The 19268-nt window shown below is 71.9% G+C and carries 18 protein-coding genes; 12 read left to right on the forward strand and 6 right to left on the reverse strand.

What is annotated here, in order from left to right; all coding sequences use genetic code 11:
• Positions 1–80 precede the first annotated feature (80 nt).
• Positions 81–893 (reverse strand): PaaX family transcriptional regulator, encoded by an 813-nt coding sequence (locus tag ACZ4WH_RS29330; RefSeq protein ID WP_468186158.1) that lies wholly within the window; start codon positions 891–893, stop codon positions 81–83.
• A gap of 15 nt (positions 894–908) precedes the next feature.
• Positions 909–2501, reverse strand: a complete 1593-nt coding sequence (locus ACZ4WH_RS29335; protein ID WP_468186161.1) for an AMP-binding protein — start codon at positions 2499–2501, stop codon at positions 909–911.
• A gap of 183 nt (positions 2502–2684) precedes the next feature.
• Between ACZ4WH_RS29335 and ACZ4WH_RS29340 the strand changes: the two genes are divergently transcribed.
• The 3 genes from ACZ4WH_RS29340 to ACZ4WH_RS29350 all read left to right on the forward strand — a co-directional run bounded on the left by ACZ4WH_RS29340 (position 2685) and on the right by ACZ4WH_RS29350 (position 4897).
• Entirely contained in the window at positions 2685–3815 is a 1131-nt protein-coding gene (locus tag ACZ4WH_RS29340; RefSeq protein WP_468186164.1) for an acyl-CoA dehydrogenase family protein, read from the forward strand.
• Positions 3812–4210: a RidA family protein gene (locus ACZ4WH_RS29345; RefSeq protein ID WP_468186167.1), complete on the forward strand. Its 399-nt coding sequence runs from the start codon at positions 3812–3814 to the stop codon at positions 4208–4210. Before ACZ4WH_RS29340 ends, ACZ4WH_RS29345 begins: the two co-directional genes overlap by 4 nt.
• Before the next feature lie 144 nt (positions 4211–4354).
• Positions 4355–4897 (forward strand): DUF6299 family protein, encoded by a 543-nt coding sequence (locus tag ACZ4WH_RS29350; protein WP_468186170.1) that lies wholly within the window; start codon positions 4355–4357, stop codon positions 4895–4897.
• Positions 4898–4925: 28 nt separating this feature from the next.
• On the opposite strand, the gene ACZ4WH_RS29355 is transcribed toward ACZ4WH_RS29350, so the two are convergent.
• Entirely contained in the window at positions 4926–5741 is an 816-nt protein-coding gene (locus tag ACZ4WH_RS29355; protein ID WP_468186173.1) for a GntR family transcriptional regulator, read from the reverse strand.
• A 301-nt stretch (positions 5742–6042) separates the two neighbouring features.
• On the opposite strand from ACZ4WH_RS29355, the gene ACZ4WH_RS29360 reads away from it, so the two are divergent.
• The 9 genes from ACZ4WH_RS29360 (at position 6043) to ACZ4WH_RS29400 (ending at position 16036) form a co-directional block, all read left to right on the forward strand.
• Positions 6043–7323, forward strand: a complete 1281-nt coding sequence (locus ACZ4WH_RS29360) for an extracellular solute-binding protein (protein WP_468186176.1) — start codon at positions 6043–6045, stop codon at positions 7321–7323.
• A gap of 78 nt (positions 7324–7401) precedes the next feature.
• Positions 7402–8400, forward strand: a complete 999-nt coding sequence (locus ACZ4WH_RS29365; RefSeq protein WP_468186179.1) for a carbohydrate ABC transporter permease — start codon at positions 7402–7404, stop codon at positions 8398–8400.
• Positions 8397–9227 (forward strand): carbohydrate ABC transporter permease, encoded by an 831-nt coding sequence (locus ACZ4WH_RS29370; RefSeq protein WP_468186181.1) that lies wholly within the window; start codon positions 8397–8399, stop codon positions 9225–9227. Before ACZ4WH_RS29365 ends, ACZ4WH_RS29370 begins: the two co-directional genes overlap by 4 nt.
• Positions 9228–9235: 8 nt before the next feature.
• A complete protein-coding gene (locus ACZ4WH_RS29375; protein WP_468186184.1) occupies positions 9236–10747 on the forward strand; it encodes a glycoside hydrolase family 3 protein in 1512 nt (503 codons plus the stop codon).
• A 101-nt stretch (positions 10748–10848) separates the two neighbouring features.
• Positions 10849–11880, forward strand: coding sequence for a phytanoyl-CoA dioxygenase family protein (locus ACZ4WH_RS29380; protein WP_468186187.1), 1032 nt, complete (start codon positions 10849–10851; stop codon positions 11878–11880).
• The gene (locus ACZ4WH_RS29385) at positions 11877–13166 is read left to right on the forward strand and encodes a DUF6271 family protein (RefSeq protein ID WP_468186190.1); all 1290 of its coding nucleotides are present in this window, start codon (positions 11877–11879) and stop codon (positions 13164–13166) included. The genes ACZ4WH_RS29380 and ACZ4WH_RS29385 overlap by 4 nt, the downstream gene beginning before the upstream one ends.
• The gene (locus tag ACZ4WH_RS29390; RefSeq protein WP_468186193.1) at positions 13163–14362 is read left to right on the forward strand and encodes an alanine racemase; all 1200 of its coding nucleotides are present in this window, start codon (positions 13163–13165) and stop codon (positions 14360–14362) included. Before ACZ4WH_RS29385 ends, ACZ4WH_RS29390 begins: the two co-directional genes overlap by 4 nt.
• A 1-nt stretch (position 14363) precedes the next feature.
• Positions 14364–14867: a GNAT family N-acetyltransferase gene (locus ACZ4WH_RS29395; RefSeq protein WP_468186196.1), complete on the forward strand. Its 504-nt coding sequence runs from the start codon at positions 14364–14366 to the stop codon at positions 14865–14867.
• Entirely contained in the window at positions 14867–16036 is a 1170-nt protein-coding gene (locus ACZ4WH_RS29400; protein ID WP_468186198.1) for an MFS transporter, read from the forward strand. Before ACZ4WH_RS29395 ends, ACZ4WH_RS29400 begins: the two co-directional genes overlap by 1 nt.
• Before the next feature lie 70 nt (positions 16037–16106).
• Here ACZ4WH_RS29400 and sbnA read toward each other — a convergent pair whose 3' ends face one another.
• Genes sbnA through ACZ4WH_RS29415 form a run of 3 tightly spaced genes read right to left on the reverse strand, consistent with a single transcriptional unit; the run spans position 16107 to position 19238 of the window.
• Positions 16107–17129, reverse strand: coding sequence for a 2,3-diaminopropionate biosynthesis protein SbnA (gene sbnA / locus ACZ4WH_RS29405; protein WP_468186201.1), 1023 nt, complete (start codon positions 17127–17129; stop codon positions 16107–16109).
• Between the two features lie 37 nt (positions 17130–17166).
• Positions 17167–18237, reverse strand: a complete 1071-nt coding sequence (sbnB, locus tag ACZ4WH_RS29410) for a 2,3-diaminopropionate biosynthesis protein SbnB (RefSeq protein WP_468186203.1) — start codon at positions 18235–18237, stop codon at positions 17167–17169.
• Complete coding sequence (locus ACZ4WH_RS29415; RefSeq protein ID WP_468186206.1) at positions 18237–19238, reverse strand: TauD/TfdA family dioxygenase; 1002 nt, start codon at positions 19236–19238, stop codon at positions 18237–18239. Before ACZ4WH_RS29415 ends, sbnB begins: the two co-directional genes overlap by 1 nt.
• Positions 19239–19268 lie beyond the last annotated feature (30 nt).

Raw genomic sequence — 19268 nt, forward strand, 5'->3', positions numbered from 1 at the left:
GGTCCGCCGCTGCCCGGTTGCCGGCCGGTGCGTCCGTCCTCTTCCCCGGCCTCGGCGTACGGTCCGTGGAACGCTGGGTGTCACAGCCCCGCGAACTCCGCCCCCGCGTCGCGCAGCCGCTCGTGCAGGCGGCGGAAGACGCGCGCCGAGCGGACGCCCGGCCAGTTGGCCGGGAGGAGGTGGGTGGGCAGGCCCGGGTCGGTGTAGGGGAGGTGGCGCCAGGAGTCGAGGGCGAGGAGGTAGTCGTGGTACGCCTCCTGGGGCGGGGTGCCCGGCCGGCGCTCCCAGGCCTGGAGCACGGGCGCGTGCGCGTCCAGGAAACGCTCGTGCTCCTTGGCGATCGCGGCAAGGTCCCACCAGCGCCCCACCGCCTCGGCCGTGGCCGCGAAGCCCAGGTGCTCGCCGCGGAAGAAGTCCACGTACGCGTCCAGGCGCAGCCGGCGCAGGGTGTGTTCCGTCTCCTCGTACAGCCGGGCCGGGGCGATCCACACCCCCGGGGCCGCCGTGCCGAAGCCCAGGCCGGCCAGCCGGGAGCGCAGCACATGCCGTTTCTGCCGCTCCGACTCCGGGACCGAGAACACCGCGAGCACCCATCCCTCGTCGGCGACGGGCACGCCTGCGTAGATGCGCCGGTCGCCGTCCTCCAGCAACTGGCGTGCCTCGGCGGAGAGTTCGTACCCGGCCGCGCCGGACTCCGTGCGGGCCGGCAGCAGCAGGCCGCGCCGTTTGAGCCGGGACACCGAGGAACGTACGGAGGGAGCGTCCACGCCGACCGCGGCCAGGAGCCGGATCAGCTCGGCGACGGGCACCGGGCCGGGCATGAAGCGGCCGTACGCGCCGTAGAGCGTGACGATGAGGGACCTGGGGGCGTGTTGCTCGGACACGTTGATCATTTTAGGTCGTCGGCATCACTGCTGGTCACCTCCGGTGCGCAGCCGGAACCGCTGCAACTTGCCGGTGGCCGTGCGGGGCAGCGCGTCGAGGAAGACGAACTCGCGCGGGCATTTGTAGGGCGCCAGCCGGGAGGTGAGGAACGCGCGCAGCGCCTCCGGGTCGCGCCGGGCCCCGGCGCGCAGCACCGTGTAGGCGACCGCCACCTGGCCGCGGGCCTCGTCGGGGTGGCCGACGACCGCCGTCTCGGTCACGTCGGGATGGCGCAGCAGCGCCTCCTCGACCTCGGGGCCCGCGATGTTGTAGCCGGCAGAGATGATCATGTCGTCGGCGCGGGCCACATAGCGGAAGTAGCCGTCGGCCTCGCGGACGTAGGTGTCACCGGTGATGTTCCAGCCGCCCCGGACGTACTCCCGCTGCCGGGGATCGGCCAGGTAGCGGCAGCCGACCGGGCCGCGTACGGCCAGCAGGCCGGGCTCGCCGTCGGGCACGGGCCTGCCGTCGGCGTCCTGGACGCGCGCCTGCCAGCCCGGCACCGGCAGGCCCGTGCTTCCGGGCCGGATCTGCTCGTCGGCGGCGGAGATGAAGATGTGCAGCAACTCGGTGGCGCCGATGCCGTTGATGACGCGCAGACCCGTGCGGTCGTGCCAGGCCCGCCAGGTGGCCACGGGCAGGTTCTCGCCGGCCGACACACAGCGCCGCAGGGAGGAGACGTCGTACGTGTCCAGCTCCTCCAGCATGGCGCGGTAGGCGGTCGGCGCGGTGAACAGGACCGAGACGCGGTGCTCGGCTATCGCGGGGAGCAGTTGGCGTGGGCCCGCCTGTTCGAGCAGCAGGGAGCTGGCGCCGGCCCGCAGCGGGAAGATCACCAGTCCACCGAGGCCGAAGGTGAAGCCCAGCGGGGGACTGCCCGCGAAGACGTCGTCCCCATGGGGGCGCACCACATGCCGGGAGAAGGTGTCCGCTGTCGCCAGCACATCCCGGTGGAAGTGCATGCACCCTTTCGGGCGACCCGTCGTGCCGGAGGTGAACGCGATCAGGGCGACATCGTCGGAGGCGGTGTCCACCGCCGGGTAGGGGTCGACGGGGGCGGGGCGGCGCAGGAGGTCGTCGGGGGTGTCACCGCCGTACGTGGTGATCCGCAGCCCGGGTATCGCGGCCTTCGCCAGGTCGTCCACCACCCGGATGTCGCACAGCGCGTGTCCGACCCGGGCGATCTCGCAGATGGTCGCCAGCTCGTGCGGGCGCTGCTGGGCCAGCACGGTGACCGCGACGGCGCCCGCCTTCAGCACGGCCAGCCAGCAGGCGGCGAGCCAGGGCGTGGTCGGGCCGCGCAGCAGCACCCGGTTGCCCGGGACCACGCCCAGGGTGCCGGTGAGCACGTGCGCGATCCGGTCGACCCGCGCGCGCAGCTCGCCGTAGGTCCAGGTGGGGCCGTCCGGGGTGTGGAAGACCGGGCGGGCCGGGTCGGCGTGGTCCAGGAGTTCGGCGGCGCAGTTCAGCCGATCGGGGTACCGCAGCTCCGGCAGGTCGAACCGCAGCTCGGGCCACTCGTGGGGCGGGGGCAGATGGTCGCGCGCGAAGGTGTCGACGTGGGCCGAGAGATGCATGGTGGTCCGCCCCCTTGCCGTGACCGATGTCCGCGACCGATGTCCGAACGGGCTTTCTGGTGGGCTCGCGCATCGAGCGTATCGTGTTGGTGACGGCAGTCAACTGTGCGCGATAACGTCAGGAGGTGGGTAGGGAAGGGCGTGGGGACGGCCACGGGCCCGCCCCCGGAGGGAGGACCGGCTGTGTCCGCATTCTCGCTCGGACCGGAGCAGACCGCCTGGTGTGCCGAGCTGCGCGAGCTGGCCGCCGAACGGCTGCGCCCGCTCGCCGACCAGGGGGAACCCGGCCGCGTCAACCGGCCCCTCCTCGCCGAACTCGGCCGACTGGGCCTGCTCGCCCGGCTGTTCGACTCCGGTGCGCTGGACCTGTGCCTGATGCGGGAGTCCCTCGCCCAGGCCTGCACCGAGGCCGAGACCGCCCTCGCCCTCCAGGGCCTCGGCGCCCACCCGGTGCACGCCCACGGCACCCCGGCCCAGCGGGAGCGCTGGCTGCCCCGGGTCGCCGACGGCGGCGCGGTCGCCGCCTTCGCGCTGAGCGAGCCCGGCGCCGGGTCGGACGCGGCGGCACTGGCCCTCGCGGCCGAGCCCGACGGCGACGGCTGGCGGCTCACCGGCGCCAAGTGCTGGATCTCCAACGCCCCCGAGGCCGACTTCTACACCGTCTTCGCCCGCACCACGCCCGGCGCCGGTGCCCGTGGCGTGACCGCCTTCCTCGTCCCCGCCGACCGGCCCGGACTCACCGGCAGCCCCCTGGAGATGATCTCGCCGCACCCCATCGGCGCCCTCGACTTCGACGCCGTGCCGGTCACCGCCACCGATGTGCTCGGCGAGCCCGACCACGGCTTCGCCGTCGCCATGGGCACCCTCAACCTCTTCCGCCCCAGCGTCGGCGCCTTCGCGGTCGGCATGGCCCAGGCCGCGCTGGACGCCACCGTCGGCCACACCAGCCGACGCGAGGCGTTCCACGGGAAGTTGATGGACCTCCAGGCCGTCTCCCACCAGGTCGCCGAGATGGCCCTGCGCACCGAGGCGGCCCGGCTCATGGTGTACGCGGCCGCCGCGGCCCACGACGCCGGAGCCGCCGACGTGCCCCGGCGCGCCGCGATGGCCAAGCTGCTCGCCACCGAGACCGCGCAGTACGTCGTCGACACCGCCGTCCAGCTGCACGGCGCCCGCGCCCTGCGCCGCGGCCACCTCCTCGAACACCTCTACCGCGAGGTGCGCGCGCCGCGCATCTACGAGGGTGCCAGCGAGGTCCAGCGCGGCATCATCGCCAAGGAGTTGTACGCCACGGCACAGAAGGAGGCCCGGTGACGACCGAGCGCGTCAACCCGCCCGAGCTGTCCCCGCCCACGGGCTTCTCGCACGCCGTCGTCGCGGCCGGCTCCCGCGTGGTGTTCCTCGCCGGGCAGACCGCCCTGGACGCCGACGGCAAGATCACCGGCGACACGCTGCCCGAGCAGTTCGCGAAGGCCCTCGGTAACCTCCTCACCGCCCTGCGCGCGGCCGGCGGCACGCCCGCCGACCTCGCCCGGGTCACCGTCTACGCCACGGACGTCGCCGCGTACCGCGCCCACGCGCGCCAACTCGGCCGGATCTGGCAGGAGTCGGCGGGCCGCGACTATCCGGCGATGGCCGTGGTGGAGGTCGTACGCCTGTGGGACGAGCGGGCGCTGGTGGAGCTGGACGGCTTCGCCGTACTGCCGTAGCCCCCGGTGCCTCCGGCCGCGGCCCGCCGTGACCGGCCCGGACGGTGTCGTGACGCGCCACCGAAGGGGTGACGGTCACGCCCGCCGACCCGGCCGCCGGGTACGAGTGGAAGCCCTCGACCCCCTGGAACCCGGAGGTATCCCATGCCCCTACGCCCCGTCGTCGCCACGGCCCTCGGCGCCACCGCCCTGCTCTTCGCTGCCATCGGCCCGGCCGCCGCCGACCCCTCCGAGGTGATCACCGTCGATCCGGTCGGCCGGATCGCGTCCGACGGCATGGTGACGCTCTCCGGCACCTACCGCTGCACCGGCGGCACCGGACCGGTGCTCGTCAGCTCCTCGGTCAGCCAGAGCGACCCCGGCCTCCACCATGGCATCGGCGGCAGTGTCGCCCAGTGCGACGGTGCCGAACACCGGTGGGAGCACTCCGGCAAGGCCTCGCCGGAGGTGCTGAAGGCGGGGGCGGCACGGGTGGAGGCCACCCTCACGGAGCTGCGCCCGTCCGGCATCATCGTGCTGCCGTCCTTCCACGCGGTGTCGCACCAGAACATCGAGCTCGCCGGGAACGACACGTCCTCGCCGTCGGCGAAGGAGTCCGGCAAGTCGTCACCGAAGGCGCCGGGCAAGTCGTCACCGAAGGCGCCGGGCAAGTCGTCGGCGAAGGTACCGGCCATGCCCGTTCGCTGATCCGCGACCGGTACCCGCGTCCCCTTCTTCAGGCGCGGCCGGCGTCACGGTCCGGCGGAGCCGTCCTCCGCCGGACCACCGGGGTGCCCGGCCGGCGCAGGGCGGCCACGAACTTGTAGCGGGAACCCCGGTACACCGAACGCACCCACTCCACCGGGGTCCCCGTCGCGTCCCGCGAGTGCCGGGACAGCAGCAGCATCGGCAGCCCCACGTCCGTGCCGAGCAACTGCGCTTCCCGCGGGGTCGACAGCGACGTCTCGATGGTCTCGTCGGCCTCGGCGAGATGGACGCCGTACACCTCGGCGAGCGCCGTGTAGAGCGAGGGGTACGTGGCGAGGGACCGGCGCAGGCCCGGGAAGCGGCGTACGGACAGATGGGTCGTCTCGATCGCCATCGGGTCGCCGCTGGCCAGCCGCAGCCGCTCGATGCGCAGCACCTTCTCGCCGATCCCGATGCCCAGCAGCCCCGCCAGCTTCTCGTCGGCCGGGGCCTCCCCGATGTCCAGCATCTGCGAGGCCGGCGTGAGGCCTTGGGCCCGCATGTCCTCGGTGTGCGAGGTGAGATGGAGCGTGCGGTACAGCTTCGGCTGGGCGACGAAGGTGCCCTTGCCCTGGATGCGGTCGAGCCGGCCCTCGCCCACGAGTTCCTGGAGCGCCTGCCGGACGGTGGTCCGGGAGGTGTCGAACCGGACGGCGAGCAGACGCTCCGCCGGCATGGCCGAACCGGGTTGCAGCGCCTCGGCCATCGAGAGCAAGTGCTGCTTGATCCGGTAGTACTTCGGCACGCGCGCGGTGCGGCCGGACGCCCCCCTGTGCGGCTGGGCGCTGCTGACGTCGGTGGTCATGCCTGCCTTCCCGGCTGTGTCGACGGTCTCCCGTTATAGCGACCAACTGCCCTATGGTCTAGTCCAACTGAACGGTCCGGGCGAAAGGGACGGAATGCGGACGGACGCACTCCGGTGACTTTCTCGTAACGGCCGGGACCGGCTTCCGAACCACCCTTGACACTCCAAAAGGTCTAGGCCAAGCTCCACCGTACTGGTCTACACCATTAGTGGCCAGGTCCCGAGCCCTACGTGCAACAGCGTCGTACGCAGGTCACCGCCGAGGGCGTGGGGGGTTAGTGGCATCCCTGAGGAGGGTGGCGTGAAGCGCAAGCTTGCGGCCGCGATCGTGATCGCGGGCATGATGGTCTCCGTGTCGGCGTGCGGCGGGGACGACGGCGACGACAGCGGCAAGAACGCGGGACCGGACAGCTTCAAGGGCCAGACCCTGACGGTCTGGGCCATGGACGGCTCCACGCCGGACCAGTGGGTCAAGGACGTCACGGCCGCGTTCGAGAAGAAGACCGGTGCCAAGCTGAAGTTCGAGACGCAGAAGTGGGACGGGATCCAGCAGAAGATCACCACCGCCCTCTCCGAGTCCAACCCGCCGGACGTGCTGGAGGTCGGCAACACCCAGACCCCGGCCTACGCGGCCACCGGCGGCCTCGCCGACCTGAGCGACCTGAAGAAGGAGATCGGCGCCGACTGGACGCCGTCGGTCTCGCAGTCCTCCGTCTACGACGGCAAGCAGTACGCCGCCCCCTGGTATTTCGCCAACCGTGTCGTCATCTACAACAAGAAGATCTGGGCCGAGGCCGGCATCAAGGACACCCCGAAGACCCGGGACGAGTTCTTCGAGGACCTCCAGGCCATCGACAAGAAGACCGACGCCGAGCCGATCTACCTGCCCGGCCAGAACTGGTACTTCTTCGACGGCCTGACCATCGGCCAGGGCGCCGACCTGGTGAAGAAGGAGGGCGACAAGTACGTCTCCAACCTCGGTGACCCGAAGGTCGCCAAGGCCATGGAGATCTACAAGAAGTACGCCTCCTTCTCCAAGGCCCCCAAGGACAAGGACGAGGCCACCCCGCAGCAGGCCGAGGTCTTCGCCAAGGGCAAGACCGGCGCCTTCATCGGCATGGGCTGGGAGGCCGGTACGGCCGTCCAGGCCAACAAGGCCATCGAGAAGGACCTCGGCTACTTCACCATCCCCGGTGAGGCCGCGGACAAGCCCGAGGGCGTCTTCCTCGGCGGCTCCAACCTCGCCGTCGCCGAGGGCAGCAAGAAGCAGGCCCTGGCCAAGGAGTTCCTGAAGATCGCCCTGTCCGACCAGTACGAGGGCGAGCTGGCCAAGCTCAACGGCGTCATCCCGAACAAGCAGTCCCTGGAGTCCAACCTCAAGGGCAACGCCGTCGCCGAGGCCGCCGCTCCCGGCGCCGCCGTCGGTGGCACCACCCCGCTGATCCCCGAGTGGGGCGCGGTGGAGAACAACCCGAACCCGATCAAGTCGTACATGACGGCCGTGCTGAACGGCAAGTCCCCGGCGGACGCCGCCAAGCAGGTCGAGGACGAGATCAACAAGCGCCTGGCCCAGCAGAACTGATGACCGCGCCGGGGGCGCCGCGCTCGCGCCCCCGGCTCACCTGTGTCGTCCGTACGGCCACGGAAGAGATGGCAACTCATGTCAGTGCAGACCGAAGGCACGGACACGGCCGGGGAGCCCGCTGTCCGCAAGGCCCGGGTGCCGGCCCCGCCGCGCGGTGACAGCCGCACCGCCGACGGCCCGTCCCGCCGCCGAGCCGCCGCCCCCTACCTGCTCCTGCTGCCCGCGCTGCTGGCCACCGTGGTGCTGCTCGGCTGGCCCCTGGTCAAGAACGGCATGCTGTCGTTCCAGAACCTCAACCCGCGCCAGCTCATCCAGCACCTCACCGAGTGGAACGGCGTCGACAACTACCGGGAGGTACTGACCGGCGGGGACTTCTGGCGCGTCGTCGAGCGCTCCGTCGTCTTCACCGCGGTCAACGTCGTACTGATCATGGCGGTCGGCACCCTGGTCGGGCTGCTGCTCGCCCGCCTCGGCAAGAAGATGCGGCTGCTGCTCATGGTGGGCCTCGTCCTCGCCTGGGCCATGCCGGTCGTCGCGGCCACCACCGTCTACCAGTGGCTGTTCGCCCAGCGCTTCGGCGTCGTCAACTGGGTGCTGGACAAGCTCGGCTGGCACTCCATGGCCGACCACAACTGGCTCCAGACCCAGTTCTCCACCTTCGCCGTGGTCACCCTGCTCATCGTCTGGCAGTCCATACCCTTCGTGGCGATCAACCTCTACGCGGCCACCACCACGATCCCCAAAGAGCTGTACGAGGCCGCCTCCCTGGACGGCGCCGGCGCCTGGAAGAGCTTCACCTCGGTGACCCTGCCCTTCCTGCGGCCGTTCCTGTACGCCACGACGTTCCTCGAAGTCATCTGGGTCTTCAAGGCCTTCGCGCAGATCTTCGCGATGAACGAGGGCGGCCCCGACCACCTCACCGAGACCCTGCCGATCTACGCCTACGTCGAGGGCGTCGGCAACCAGCACTTCGGACTCGGCGCGGCGATCTCCTTCCTGACCATCCTGGTCCTGCTCGTCATCACCTCGTACTACCTGCGCATGGTGCTCAAGCAAGAGGAGGACGAGCTGTGAAGCGCTCGCTCTTCGGCCGTCTCTGGCCCAACGCGACCGCCGTCGTCCTCTTCGTCGGCTTCGTGTTCCCCGTCTACTGGATGTTCGCCACGGCCTTCAAGCCGACCGGCGACATCATCGCCGACGACCCGGTGTGGTTCCCGACGAACGCCACCCTCGACCACTTCAAGAAGGCCGTCGACGCCGACCACTTCTGGACCCTGGTCCTCAACTCCGTCACCGTCACGGTCCTGTCGGTCGTCTTCTCGCTCGTCATCGCCCTGTTCGCGGCCTTCGCCCTCGCGCGGATGCGGTTCAGGGGCCGGCGCGGTCTCATCGTGACGTTCATGCTGGCGCAGATGGCCCCCTGGGAGGTCATGATCATCGCCATCTACATGATCGTCCGCGACAACGACATGCTGGACAGCCTCGTCCCGCTCACCGTCTTCTACACGATGATGGTGCTCCCGCTGACCATCCTCACCCTGCGCGGCTATGTCGCCGCCGTGCCCAAGGAGCTGGAGGAGTCGGCGATGGTCGACGGGTGCACCCGCACCCAGGCCTTCGTCAAGGTGATCTTCCCGCTGCTCGCGCCCGGCCTGATGGCGACCTCGCTGTTCGGCTTCATCACCGCCTGGAACGAGTTCCCGCTCGTCCTGATCCTCAACAAGGACGTCGAGAAGCAGACCCTGCCGCTGTGGCTGTCCCAGTTCCAGACCGCTTTCGGCGACGACTGGGGCGCCACCATGGCCGCCTCGTCCCTGTTCGCGCTGCCCATCCTGATCCTCTTCATCTTCCTGCAACGCAAGGCTGTCAGCGGTCTGACCGACGGCGCCGTGAAGGGATGACGCCCCCGATGACCACCCACGCCACCACCGCATCCGGCAGCGGCTCCGCCGCGGGCGACGCCCTGACCCGGGACGCCCTCGCGGTGCTGCAACCGGGGTTCGACGGCACCACCGCGCCCGACTGGGTGCGCCGCCGCCTCGGCGAGGGCCTCGCCTCCGTCGCCCTGTTCGGCCGCAACGTCGTCAGCGAGGAGCAGGTCACCGCGCTCACCCGGCAGTTGCGCGCCGAACGCGACGACCTGCTGGTCGCCATCGACGAGGAGAGCGGCGACGTCACCCGCCTCGACGTGCGCACCGGCTCCTCCTTCCCCGGCAACCACGCCCTCGGCGCCGTCGACGACCCCGACCTCACCCGGGCCGTCTCGCGCGAACTGGGCCGGCGCCTGGCCGCCTGCGGCGTCACCTTCGACTGGGCGCCCTCCGCCGACGTCAACGCCAACCCGGACAACCCCGTCATCGGCGTCCGCTCCTTCGGCGCGAGCCCCGACCTGGTGGCCCGGCACACCGCCGCCTGGGTGGAGGGCCTCCAGTCCACCGGCGTCGCCGCCTGCACCAAGCACTTCCCCGGCCATGGCGACACCAACGTCGACTCCCACCACGCCGTACCCCGCATCGACGTCGACGCCGACACGCTGTACGAGCGCGAACTGCCCCCGTTCCGCGCGGCCATCGCCGCCGGCACCCGGGCCGTCATGAGCGCGCACATCCTCGTCCCGGCCCTGGACCCCGACCGCCCCGGCACCCTGTCCCGGCGCGTCCTCACCGATCTGCTGCGCGGCGAACTCGGCTACCAGGGCCTGATCGTCACCGACGGCATGGAGATGCGGGCGATCGCCGGCACCTACGGCCTGGAGCACGGCGTGGTCCTCGCCATCGCGGCCGGCGCCGACGCCATCTGCGTGGGCGGCGGACTGTGCGACGAGGGCACCGTGCTGAAGCTCCGGGACGCGCTCGTGGCCGCCGTACGCTCCGGCGAACTGCCCGAGGAGCGGCTCGCCGACGCGGCGGCCCGGGTCCGCGACCTGGCCGCCTGGACCGTCGCGGCCCGCGGCGACGCGCAGAAGACCCCGGCCGACCCGGAGATCGGCCTGGTCGCGGCCCGCCGCGCGCTGACCGTGACCCGCGCGGGCGCCGCCGCACCGGTCACCGCACCGGTGTACGTCGCCCAGTTCAACCCGGCCCCGAACATCGCCGTCGGCGACCAGACCCCCTGGGGTGTCGCCGCCGAGCTGGAGCGGCTGCTGCCCGGCAGTGCCTCCGGCTCCTTCACCGGCGAGGGCGCCGGTGCCGCCGTCCTCGCCGCGGCCGGCGGCCGCCGGATCGTCGCCGTGGTCCGCGACGAGCACCGGCACGACTGGATGCGCTCCGCGCTCGACACCCTGCTCGCCGCCCGGCCCGACACGGTCGTGGTCGAGATGGGCCTGCCCCAGGCCCCGCCGCGCGGCGCCCCGCACATCGCCACGTACGGCGCCGCCCGGGTCTGCGGTGTGGCGGCGGCGGAAGCCGTCGTCGCGGGCTGACACACGGGCTCACCGGCCGCCCGCCGCAGCGGGCGGCCCACTCGATCTTGCTCTTTTCCCGGATCTCAACCGCACCTGTGTTCCAGTTCCAGAGGAATCGCATGCAGACGCCCCACCCCTTCCTCCACCGCGCGGCGACCAGCCGCCCCTACTTCAGCGCCGACGGCGAGACCTACCTCGCCCCGACCCCCCTGCGCGACCTCCAGAAGACCCAGCCGCTGCGCGTGCTGTCGGAGGAGGACTTCGCCTTCTGGCAGACGTACGGCTACGTCGTCGTACGCGAGGCCATCACCCCCGGCGAGGCCAAGGCCCTCCTCGACTTCGCCTGGGAGTTCCAGGGGCTCGAACCCGACCGCCCCGACACCTGGTACGAGGAACCGGAGTTCCGCTCCGAACTCGACCGGCACCTCTACATCTACGGCTTCGTCGAGGCCTACCACCACCAGCTCATCTGGGACAGCCGGCAGAGCCAGCGCGTCCACGACGCCTTCGTGGACGTCTGGGACAGCCCGGAACTGTGGGTCACCCTGGACCGCCTGAACCTCAACCCGCCCAACAGGCACACCCGTTCCCGCTCCCTGATCGAGCCCACCGACGAGGGCTTCGACATCGAGCTGCACTGGGACGTCGACACCACCCTCGCCGTGCTGCCGCAGCGCGTGCAGGGCATCATCGCGCTCACCGACACCCGCCCCGAACTCGGCGGCTTCCAGTGCGCGCCCGAACTCTTCCGCCGCTTCGAGGAGTGGCGCGTCGCCCAGCCGTCCGGCCGCGACCCGGTCCGCCCGAACACCGACCGCGCCGAGTTCCCGGTCGTCCGCCCCGACCTCCAGGCCGGCGACCTGCTGATCTTCAACGGGCTGCTCGCCCACGGCGTCGCGCCCAACCTCTCTGACAACGCTGTCCGAGCCGTCCAGTACCTGTCGATGATGCCCGCGCTGGAGGACCACACGGCCCTGCGCGACTCCCGCGTGGAGTCCTGGCGCACCCTCGCCACCCCGGACTGGAACGCCACCCTGCTCGGCGACGCCCGCAGGCCCGAAGCCCTCCGCTACGGCCCCGCCGAACTGAACGACCTGGGGCGCAGGCTGCTCGGCCTCGACTCCTGGGCCGCCGCGGAAGGTGCCCGGTGAACCGCGTCTGCCTCACCCTGCCCACCAACCGGGCCTGCTCCGCCACCATCACCGCCCTGCACGCCGAAGCCACCTACGCGGCCCGGCACTTCGATGCCGACGTCCAGCTGCTGATCCTGGACTCCGCCGACGACCGCACCCGGGCCGAGCACACCCGCACGGTCGCCGCCCTGCCCGCACACCGGGGCGTGACCGTCCACCACTACGACGAGCAACGGCAACGCGCCTGGCTGCGCCGCACGATCGAGCGCACCGGCCTGCCGGACCGGGACCGCCTGCTCCACCTCCTGCTCCCGCCCGCCGTCTCCTACGGCGCCTGCACCAACCGCGCCTTCCTGCTGGCCGCCGCCCTCGGCTGCGACTCGGTGCACCGCCGCGACTCCGACAGCACCTACCAACTCCACGCCGGACGACCGGTGTTCCCCGTCCACCACGAGCTGCCCTGGCTCGGCCGTCCCGCCGCCGCGGCCGCGGCCGCCGTCACCCGCACCGACCTCGCCCCGGCGCTGTCCCACCGCCCGGTCTCCCTGGCCGGGGCCTCCTTCATCGGCGAACTCTCCGTGGACATCGGGGAGATACGGCGCCTGGACGAGGGCGTCTACCACGACGTGGTCAGCCTCTGGGCACCCGGCGACTGGCCGGAGGACCGCACACGCGCGCTGGTCGAGGAGTCCTTCACCGGCGCGGGCACCGCCCCCTTCACCGGCGACGACTCGACCCTCACCCTGGTCGACCCCATGCGCGTCGACATGTGCAACGTCGCCTTCGACCGCGCGGTGTACGAGCGCGTCCCCCTCCCACCCGCCACCGACACCATCGGCAGCGACTACTTCCTCCTGCACCTCGTCCACGACGCGGGCCTGCCCGGCATCCTCCACAACCGCCACATCGAGAACTTCCACACCCCCGAACGCCGCACCGACACCGGCTTCCCGGCCTACCAACGCCGGTTCGTGAAGTTCCTCCTCTCGATGCTCTACTTCCACGACGTCTACGACCGGATGGCGGCCGAGGGCGCGGGTCTGCTGGACGACCGGCACCAGGTCCGCCCCGACCGGATCGTGGACTTCCTGCGCGAGAGCACGGCCCGGGACCGCACGGAGAACATCTGGCGCCTGGACCGCATCGACACGGCGTACCGCAAACTGGGCGGCCGGTACGCGGCCTTCGCGGACCAACTCGCGGCGGAGCGGGCCGGGTTACTGGACGAGGCCGAGCAGGACATCGAATCCTTCGCCGACCTGATCGAGGCCTGGCCCGCACTCATGGAAGCGGCCCGCGCATGAGCGCCCTGAAGGGGCGCGGGGAACTGCGCGCTCAACCACGACGCACCCGCACCGTCACCACGGACCGCCTCCTCTACGACCTCACCGGCATAGAGCACCAATACGCCACCCTGCTCGACGAATTGCCCGGTACCCGCATCCGGTTCGCACTCAAGGCCTGCCCGGTCGACGAAGTCCTCCGCACACTGGCCGCCGCAGGCGCCGGCTTCGACGCGGCGAGCCCCGCCGAAATCACCCAGGCCCTCAACGCCGGCGCGCCGCCGAACCGCATCCACTACGGCAACACAGTCAAGTCCGACCAGGACATCGCCGAAGCCCACCGCCTAGGTGTCCGTACGTTCGCCACCGACAGCGTCGAGGACGTCACCGCCATCGCCGCGCACGCGCCCCGCGCCCGCGTGTTCTGCCGCCTGGCCACCAGCGGGGAGGGCGCCCTGTGGGGCCTGAACCGCAAGTTCGGGTGCGCACCGGACGACGCCGTCCGCGTCCTGAGCACGGCCCGCGCGGCCGGCCTCGTCCCGGCGGGCCTGTCCGTGCACGTCGGCTCCCAGCAGATGACCGGCGAGGCCTGGCAGCAGGCCGTGGACACCCTCGCCGGGACCCTGACGGCGCTGGCCGGGCAGGGGATCGTACCCGACCACGTCAACCTCGGCGGTGGCCTGCCCGCGCTCGGCTATCTCGACCGGCGCGGCAACCCGCTCGATCCGCCGCTGGACAAGATCTTCACCGTGCTCCGCGAGGGCATGGAACGCCTGAACGCGCTGGCCGCCGCCCCGCTCGACTTCGTGCTGGAGCCGGGGCGTCACCTGGTCGCCGATCACGGCATGATCCGCGCCCACGTGGTCCGGCTGACCGAACGGACGCAGCCGGGCGGCGGGCGTGCCCGCTGGCTGTACCTGAGCGTGGGCAAGTTCAACGGCCTGTACGAGATGGACCAGGTGACCCACCCGCTGGTCTTCCCGGGGCGGGAGACCGAGGAGCACGTGCCCGCGATCGTCGCCGGCCCCACCTGCGACAGCGACGACGCCTACGGCGACGGCCGGTACCCGGTGCGCGTGCCCCGGTCCGTCGGCTCCGGCGACCCGGTGTGGATCCTCTCCGCCGGCGCCTACGCCAGCAGCTACATGACCGAGGGGTTCAACGGCATCCGCCCGCTGCCGTGCGTGTGCACCCGTGGCCAGGAAGGACACCACTGACATGACAGGCCTCGTACGGGGCATCACCGAGGCCGACTGGCCCCAGGTCGCCGCCCTGGAGGCCGGGGCGTACGCGGACACCTCGCTCACGGAGGGCGAGGCCGGGCTGCGGTCCCGGGCCTCGGCCGGCACCAGCTTCGTGCTGGACCTCGACGGCCGGATCGCGGGCTATGTCCTCGCCCTGCCCTACCGGCGGTTCCACTGTCCCGACCTGACCCGCCCGGAACAGGTCGCCCACCACGCCACCAACCTCCACCTGCACGACCTGGTCGTCAGCGCGCCCCTGCGGCGCCGGGGCCTGGGCACCCGCCTGGTCCGGCACCTCACGGACGCGGCCCGCGCCCGGGGCTTCGCGACCATGTCGCTGGTCGCGATCGCCGGCAAGGAGCCGTTCTGGCGGGCCAACGGCTACCGCCCCCACCACGAGGCGCGTGTGCCGGCCGGCTACGGCAGCGGCGCGGTCTACATGTCGGCGCAGGTCGCCGCCCTGCGGAAGGCGAGCTGATGACCGCACCCTCCTTCCAGCGCGCCAAGTGGTCGATCGCGGCGCTGTTCTGCTTCCTCGGCTTCCAGTACGGCACCTGGATCTCCCGGCTGCCCGCACTCAAGACCCGGCTGGACCTGGGCGCCGGCGAGGTGGGTCTGCTGCTGATGGCCTGCGGGGCCGGTGCGGCGGCCTCCTTCCCGCTGGTCGCCGTCCTGATGCGGCGGCTCGGCTCCCGCCTGCTGTCCCTCGCCTCCGCCGCGGCCCTGATCGCCGTACTGGCCGCCCTGTCCGCCGTACCGAACTACCCGCTCGCGCTGCTCGCCGTGTGCGCCGACGGTGTCGCGGTGGGCTGTCTCAACGTGGCCATGAACGCCCAGGGCGCCGCGCTGGAGAGCGCCCACGGGCGTACGGCCATGTCCCAGCTGCACGCCACCTTCAGCGGCGGGCTCCTCGGGGCCGCCCTGCTGACCTCCGGCGTGACCACGCTGACCGGGTCCGTCCCGGCCCACTTCGCCGTCGCCGGGGCCCTGTTGCTGCTCCTGCTCGTCGGCGCCCGGCCGGGCCTGCTGACCCACCGGGAGCCCGACCCCGCGACCCCGGACGAGCCGAAGCGCCGTGGCCGCCGGGGCCTGCCCTCCGGTACGACCCTCCTCATGGGCTGCGCCATGGCCTTCGGCACGATCACCGAGGGCGCGATGAACGACTGGTCGACGCTCTACATGAAGGACGTCGTCAAGGCGTCGGCGACCGTCGCCCCGCTCGGCATCGCGGTCGTCTCCGTGATGATGCTGCTGGCCCGTGTGTGCGCGGACCGCTGGCGCACCCGCTGGGGCGACGGACGCGTGGTGCGCGCCGGGAGCGCGGTGGCCGCCGGGGGTCTCGCCCTGGCCCTGCTCGCCGGGGGAGTGGTGCCCACGCTGCTGGGCTTCGCCTGCGTCGGCCTCGGCGCGGCGGCCGTCACCCCGTGCGTGTACGTGGCGGCGGCCGGCCACGGTGCGGACGCGCTGGCGCTGGTCGCCGCCATGGGCACCACGGGCCTGCTGGCCGGTCCCGCCCTGATCGGCTTCGTCGCCGGCGCGGCGAACCTGACCGTGGGCATGGCCACGGTGGCGGCCTCGGCCCTGATCGTCACGGCGACCACCTTCCGGATCCCGTGGCGGTCCCGCACTCCGGAACCGGTCGGCTGACGCCCCGTCAGCCGTGCGTGGACCGCTGGCGAAGGCGGCGCCGTACCTCTCCTGAACTCTCCTTTCTTCTCTACGATCTTCGGTGGCGGCCCGGCGCCCGCGACGCGGAGTTCTCCTCCCAGGCGGTGTGCACCTCGGCGGAGTCGAGCAGGTGCTCGCCGTAGAGATCCTGGAGCCAGTTGCTCTGGTAGATCGTGTCGAGGTAGCGCTCACCGAGGTCGGGGGCTATCGCCACCGCCGTGAGGTCACGGGTGCCGTGCCGGGCGAGCCAGTCCGCCGCGGCGCTCACCACGGTCCCCGTGGAGCCGCCGAACAGGAAGCCCCGCCGGGCCAGGCGGTGGCAGGTGCGGATGGTGTCCGCCTCCTCCACCCGGATCACCTCGTCCACGTACTCCTCGTCGAGCAGTGGAGGACGCATGCTCATGCCCAGGCCGGGGATCATCCGGCGGCCGGGCGTGCCGCCGAAGGCCACCGAGCCCACGCTGTCCACGGCGACGATCCGCACCGGCCGGTGCCACTTGCGGAAGTAGCGCGCGCAGCCCATCAGGGTCCCGGCGGTGCCCGTCCCGACGAACAGCACGTCCAGGCGCGGGAAGTGGAGGGCGATCTCGGGTGCCGTCGTGCGGAAGTGCGCTCGCCAGTTCCCCGCGTTGGTGTACTGGCTGAGCCACACATAGCGGTCGTCGGACGCGCACAGTGAGCGGACGTATTCGAGCCGCGAGCCCAGGAAGCCGCCGCCCGCGTCCAGGTCGGTCACGACGTGCACGTGGCTGCCGAGGGCCTCCATCAGCAGTTTCGTCGACAGGTTGCACCGGGGGTCCGTCACGCACAGGAACCGGTAGCCCTTGCTGGCGGCGATCATGCTGAGCGCGACGCCCAAGTTTCCGGACGAGGACTCCACGAGGATGGAATCCGGCGTCAGGGATCCGTCCCGCTCGGCGCTCTCCACCATCTCCTTCGCGGCCTTCAACTTGATGGAGCCGGCGAAGTTGAAGCCCTCGCACTTGAGGTAGAGGCGGTGACCGAAAATCGACTCTAGATCGACGAAGAGACTTCCTTCGTTGAAGGAGTGGGGAGCGGAGATGACGGGCACGGCAGGCCTCCTGGTCCCAGGGCTGATTGCAACGGCCTCAGCCGTACCGGCGCAGATCGTGGAAGAAGTCGTCGACGAGGCGGAGTTCTCCCGCCCGGGCCACTTGGTCGTAGACGTACTTGCCGACGGCCAGGTCGAGGACGCCGAGGCCGAAGGGCGAGAAGATCACGGGCTGGTCGGGGGGCGGGGCGGCCCGTCCTTGCAGCACGTCGTAGAGGGTTCCGTTGAGGAAGTCGCGGTTCCCGGTGCGCTGCTCGACCAGGTGGGGCGAGGTGTCCGCCTTCAGGCAGTGCTCGACGTCGTCCACGAAGTTGGCCGAGGCGAGCAGGATCTCGGGCGCGAGGTCGCGCAGCGACACGTGCAGCACCAGAGGGTTGTGGTTGAACCAGCCCGGGGCCGTGACATGGGGCCGGCCGGCGACGGTCGCGAAGATCACGAGGTCGCTGGAGCGGACCAGGTCCTCGGCGCTGTCGTGAACGGTGACCCGCCCGGTGGCGCCGGCCTGTTGCAGATAGCCGCAGAAGCCGGCGGTGCTGTCGGCGGACACGTCGTGCACACCGACGGCGTCGAAGGTCCAGCCGGTCCCGGCCAGGAACGTGTGGATGTACCGGGCGATCAGGCCGGTGCCGAAGAACCCGACGCGGCGGGGGCGGCTGCGGGTGCGGCTGAGCCAGTCGGCCGCCAGCGCGGCGGAGGCCGCGGTCCGGGTCGCGCTGATGACGGAACTCTCCAGGCAGGCGAACGGGTAGCCGGTGTCGTGGTCGTTGAGGACCAGCACCGCGGAGGCCCGGGGCAGCCCGGCCCGCACGTTGTCCGGGAAGCTGGAGATCCACTTCAGGCCGTCCACCCGCGTCGAGCCGCCGATGGAGGCGGGCAGGGCGATGATCCGGGCGGTCGGACGGTCGGGGAAGCGCAGGAAGTACGAGGGCGGGTTGACCGAGTCCCCGGCGCCGTGCAGCCGGTAGGTGGCCTCGACCAGCTCCACCAGCTCCTTCTCGCGCCCGTTGAGCGCCTGGTCCACCTGCTTGCCGGAGATCACCGCGAAGGTGGGCGCCGATCCCGGGTGGGGCGTGGCGGGTTCGGTGGCGGTCGACAGCATGTGGGTCATCACCGGCTCGCCTCCCCCGTCGCGCAGGAGTCGGCCAGGCGTCGCGGCTCGGCCATGCCGACCAGCACCTGCCGCTCGCCGGTGAACGCCTCGCGGCTGTGCGCGGTGCCGATGTTGTCCACGAGCATCACGTCACCGGCCTGCCAGGGCTCGCGCCGGGTGTGCCCCTCGTAGGTGGCGTTCAGGAGCTGGACGACGTCCTCGCCGATCGGGCTGCCGTCGCCGTACCGGGTGTTGAACGGCAGGCTGTCGGCGCCGTACTCGTCCACCAGGTACTCGCGCACCTCCGGGGCCAGCGTCCACTCGTTGAGGAAGGCGATCTGGTTGAACCAGCACCGCCGGCCGGTGACCGGGTGCCGTACGACGGCGCGGCGGCGCTGCTCGGTGCGCAGCGACCCGTCGTCCTGCCAGTGGCAGTCGATGGCGTTGGCCCGGCAGTAGCGCTCGATCCCGGCGCGGTCGTCGGTGCCGAACGACTCCGCCAGGGACGCCCCGATCTCCTCGTTGTAGGTGCGGGTCAGCAGCCAGCCCTCCCGCTCGAACCGCTCCGTCAGCTCGGCGGGCAGGGCGTCGAGCACCTGCCCGGCGTCGGCGACCGCGGTGGCCCCGCCCTGCTCCGGCGCGGTCAGGCACGCGAACATCAGCAGGCCGGGCACCTCCAGCTGGTAGCTCAGCTCGTGGTGCATGCACATCGGCTGGTTGGCCGGCCAGGGCGTGGAGGAGTACAGGCCCTGCCCGTGGGACTCCCGGGGGGCGAACGCCTCCCGCTCCGGCATGAGCGTGCCGGCCAGCCGTGCGAAGACGGCACCGGCCTGGTCCGCGTCCTTCAGGCCGAGCCCGCGCACGAGCAGCGCCCCGTGCTCGGTGACCTGTGCCCGCAACGCCTCGCGGTGCGCGGCCGCCCAGCTCGCGGCGTCGGTGGGCCGGTCGACGCGCAGCAGCGCGGGTCTGTCCGGCCGCAGCTCCACCTCGAGTGGTGCTGCAAGGGATGAGGACGGCATCTCGGTTTCCTTTCGGTCGCCCGTCGCGTG

The organism is Streptomyces sp. NPDC029138 (genome assembly GCF_055564375.1).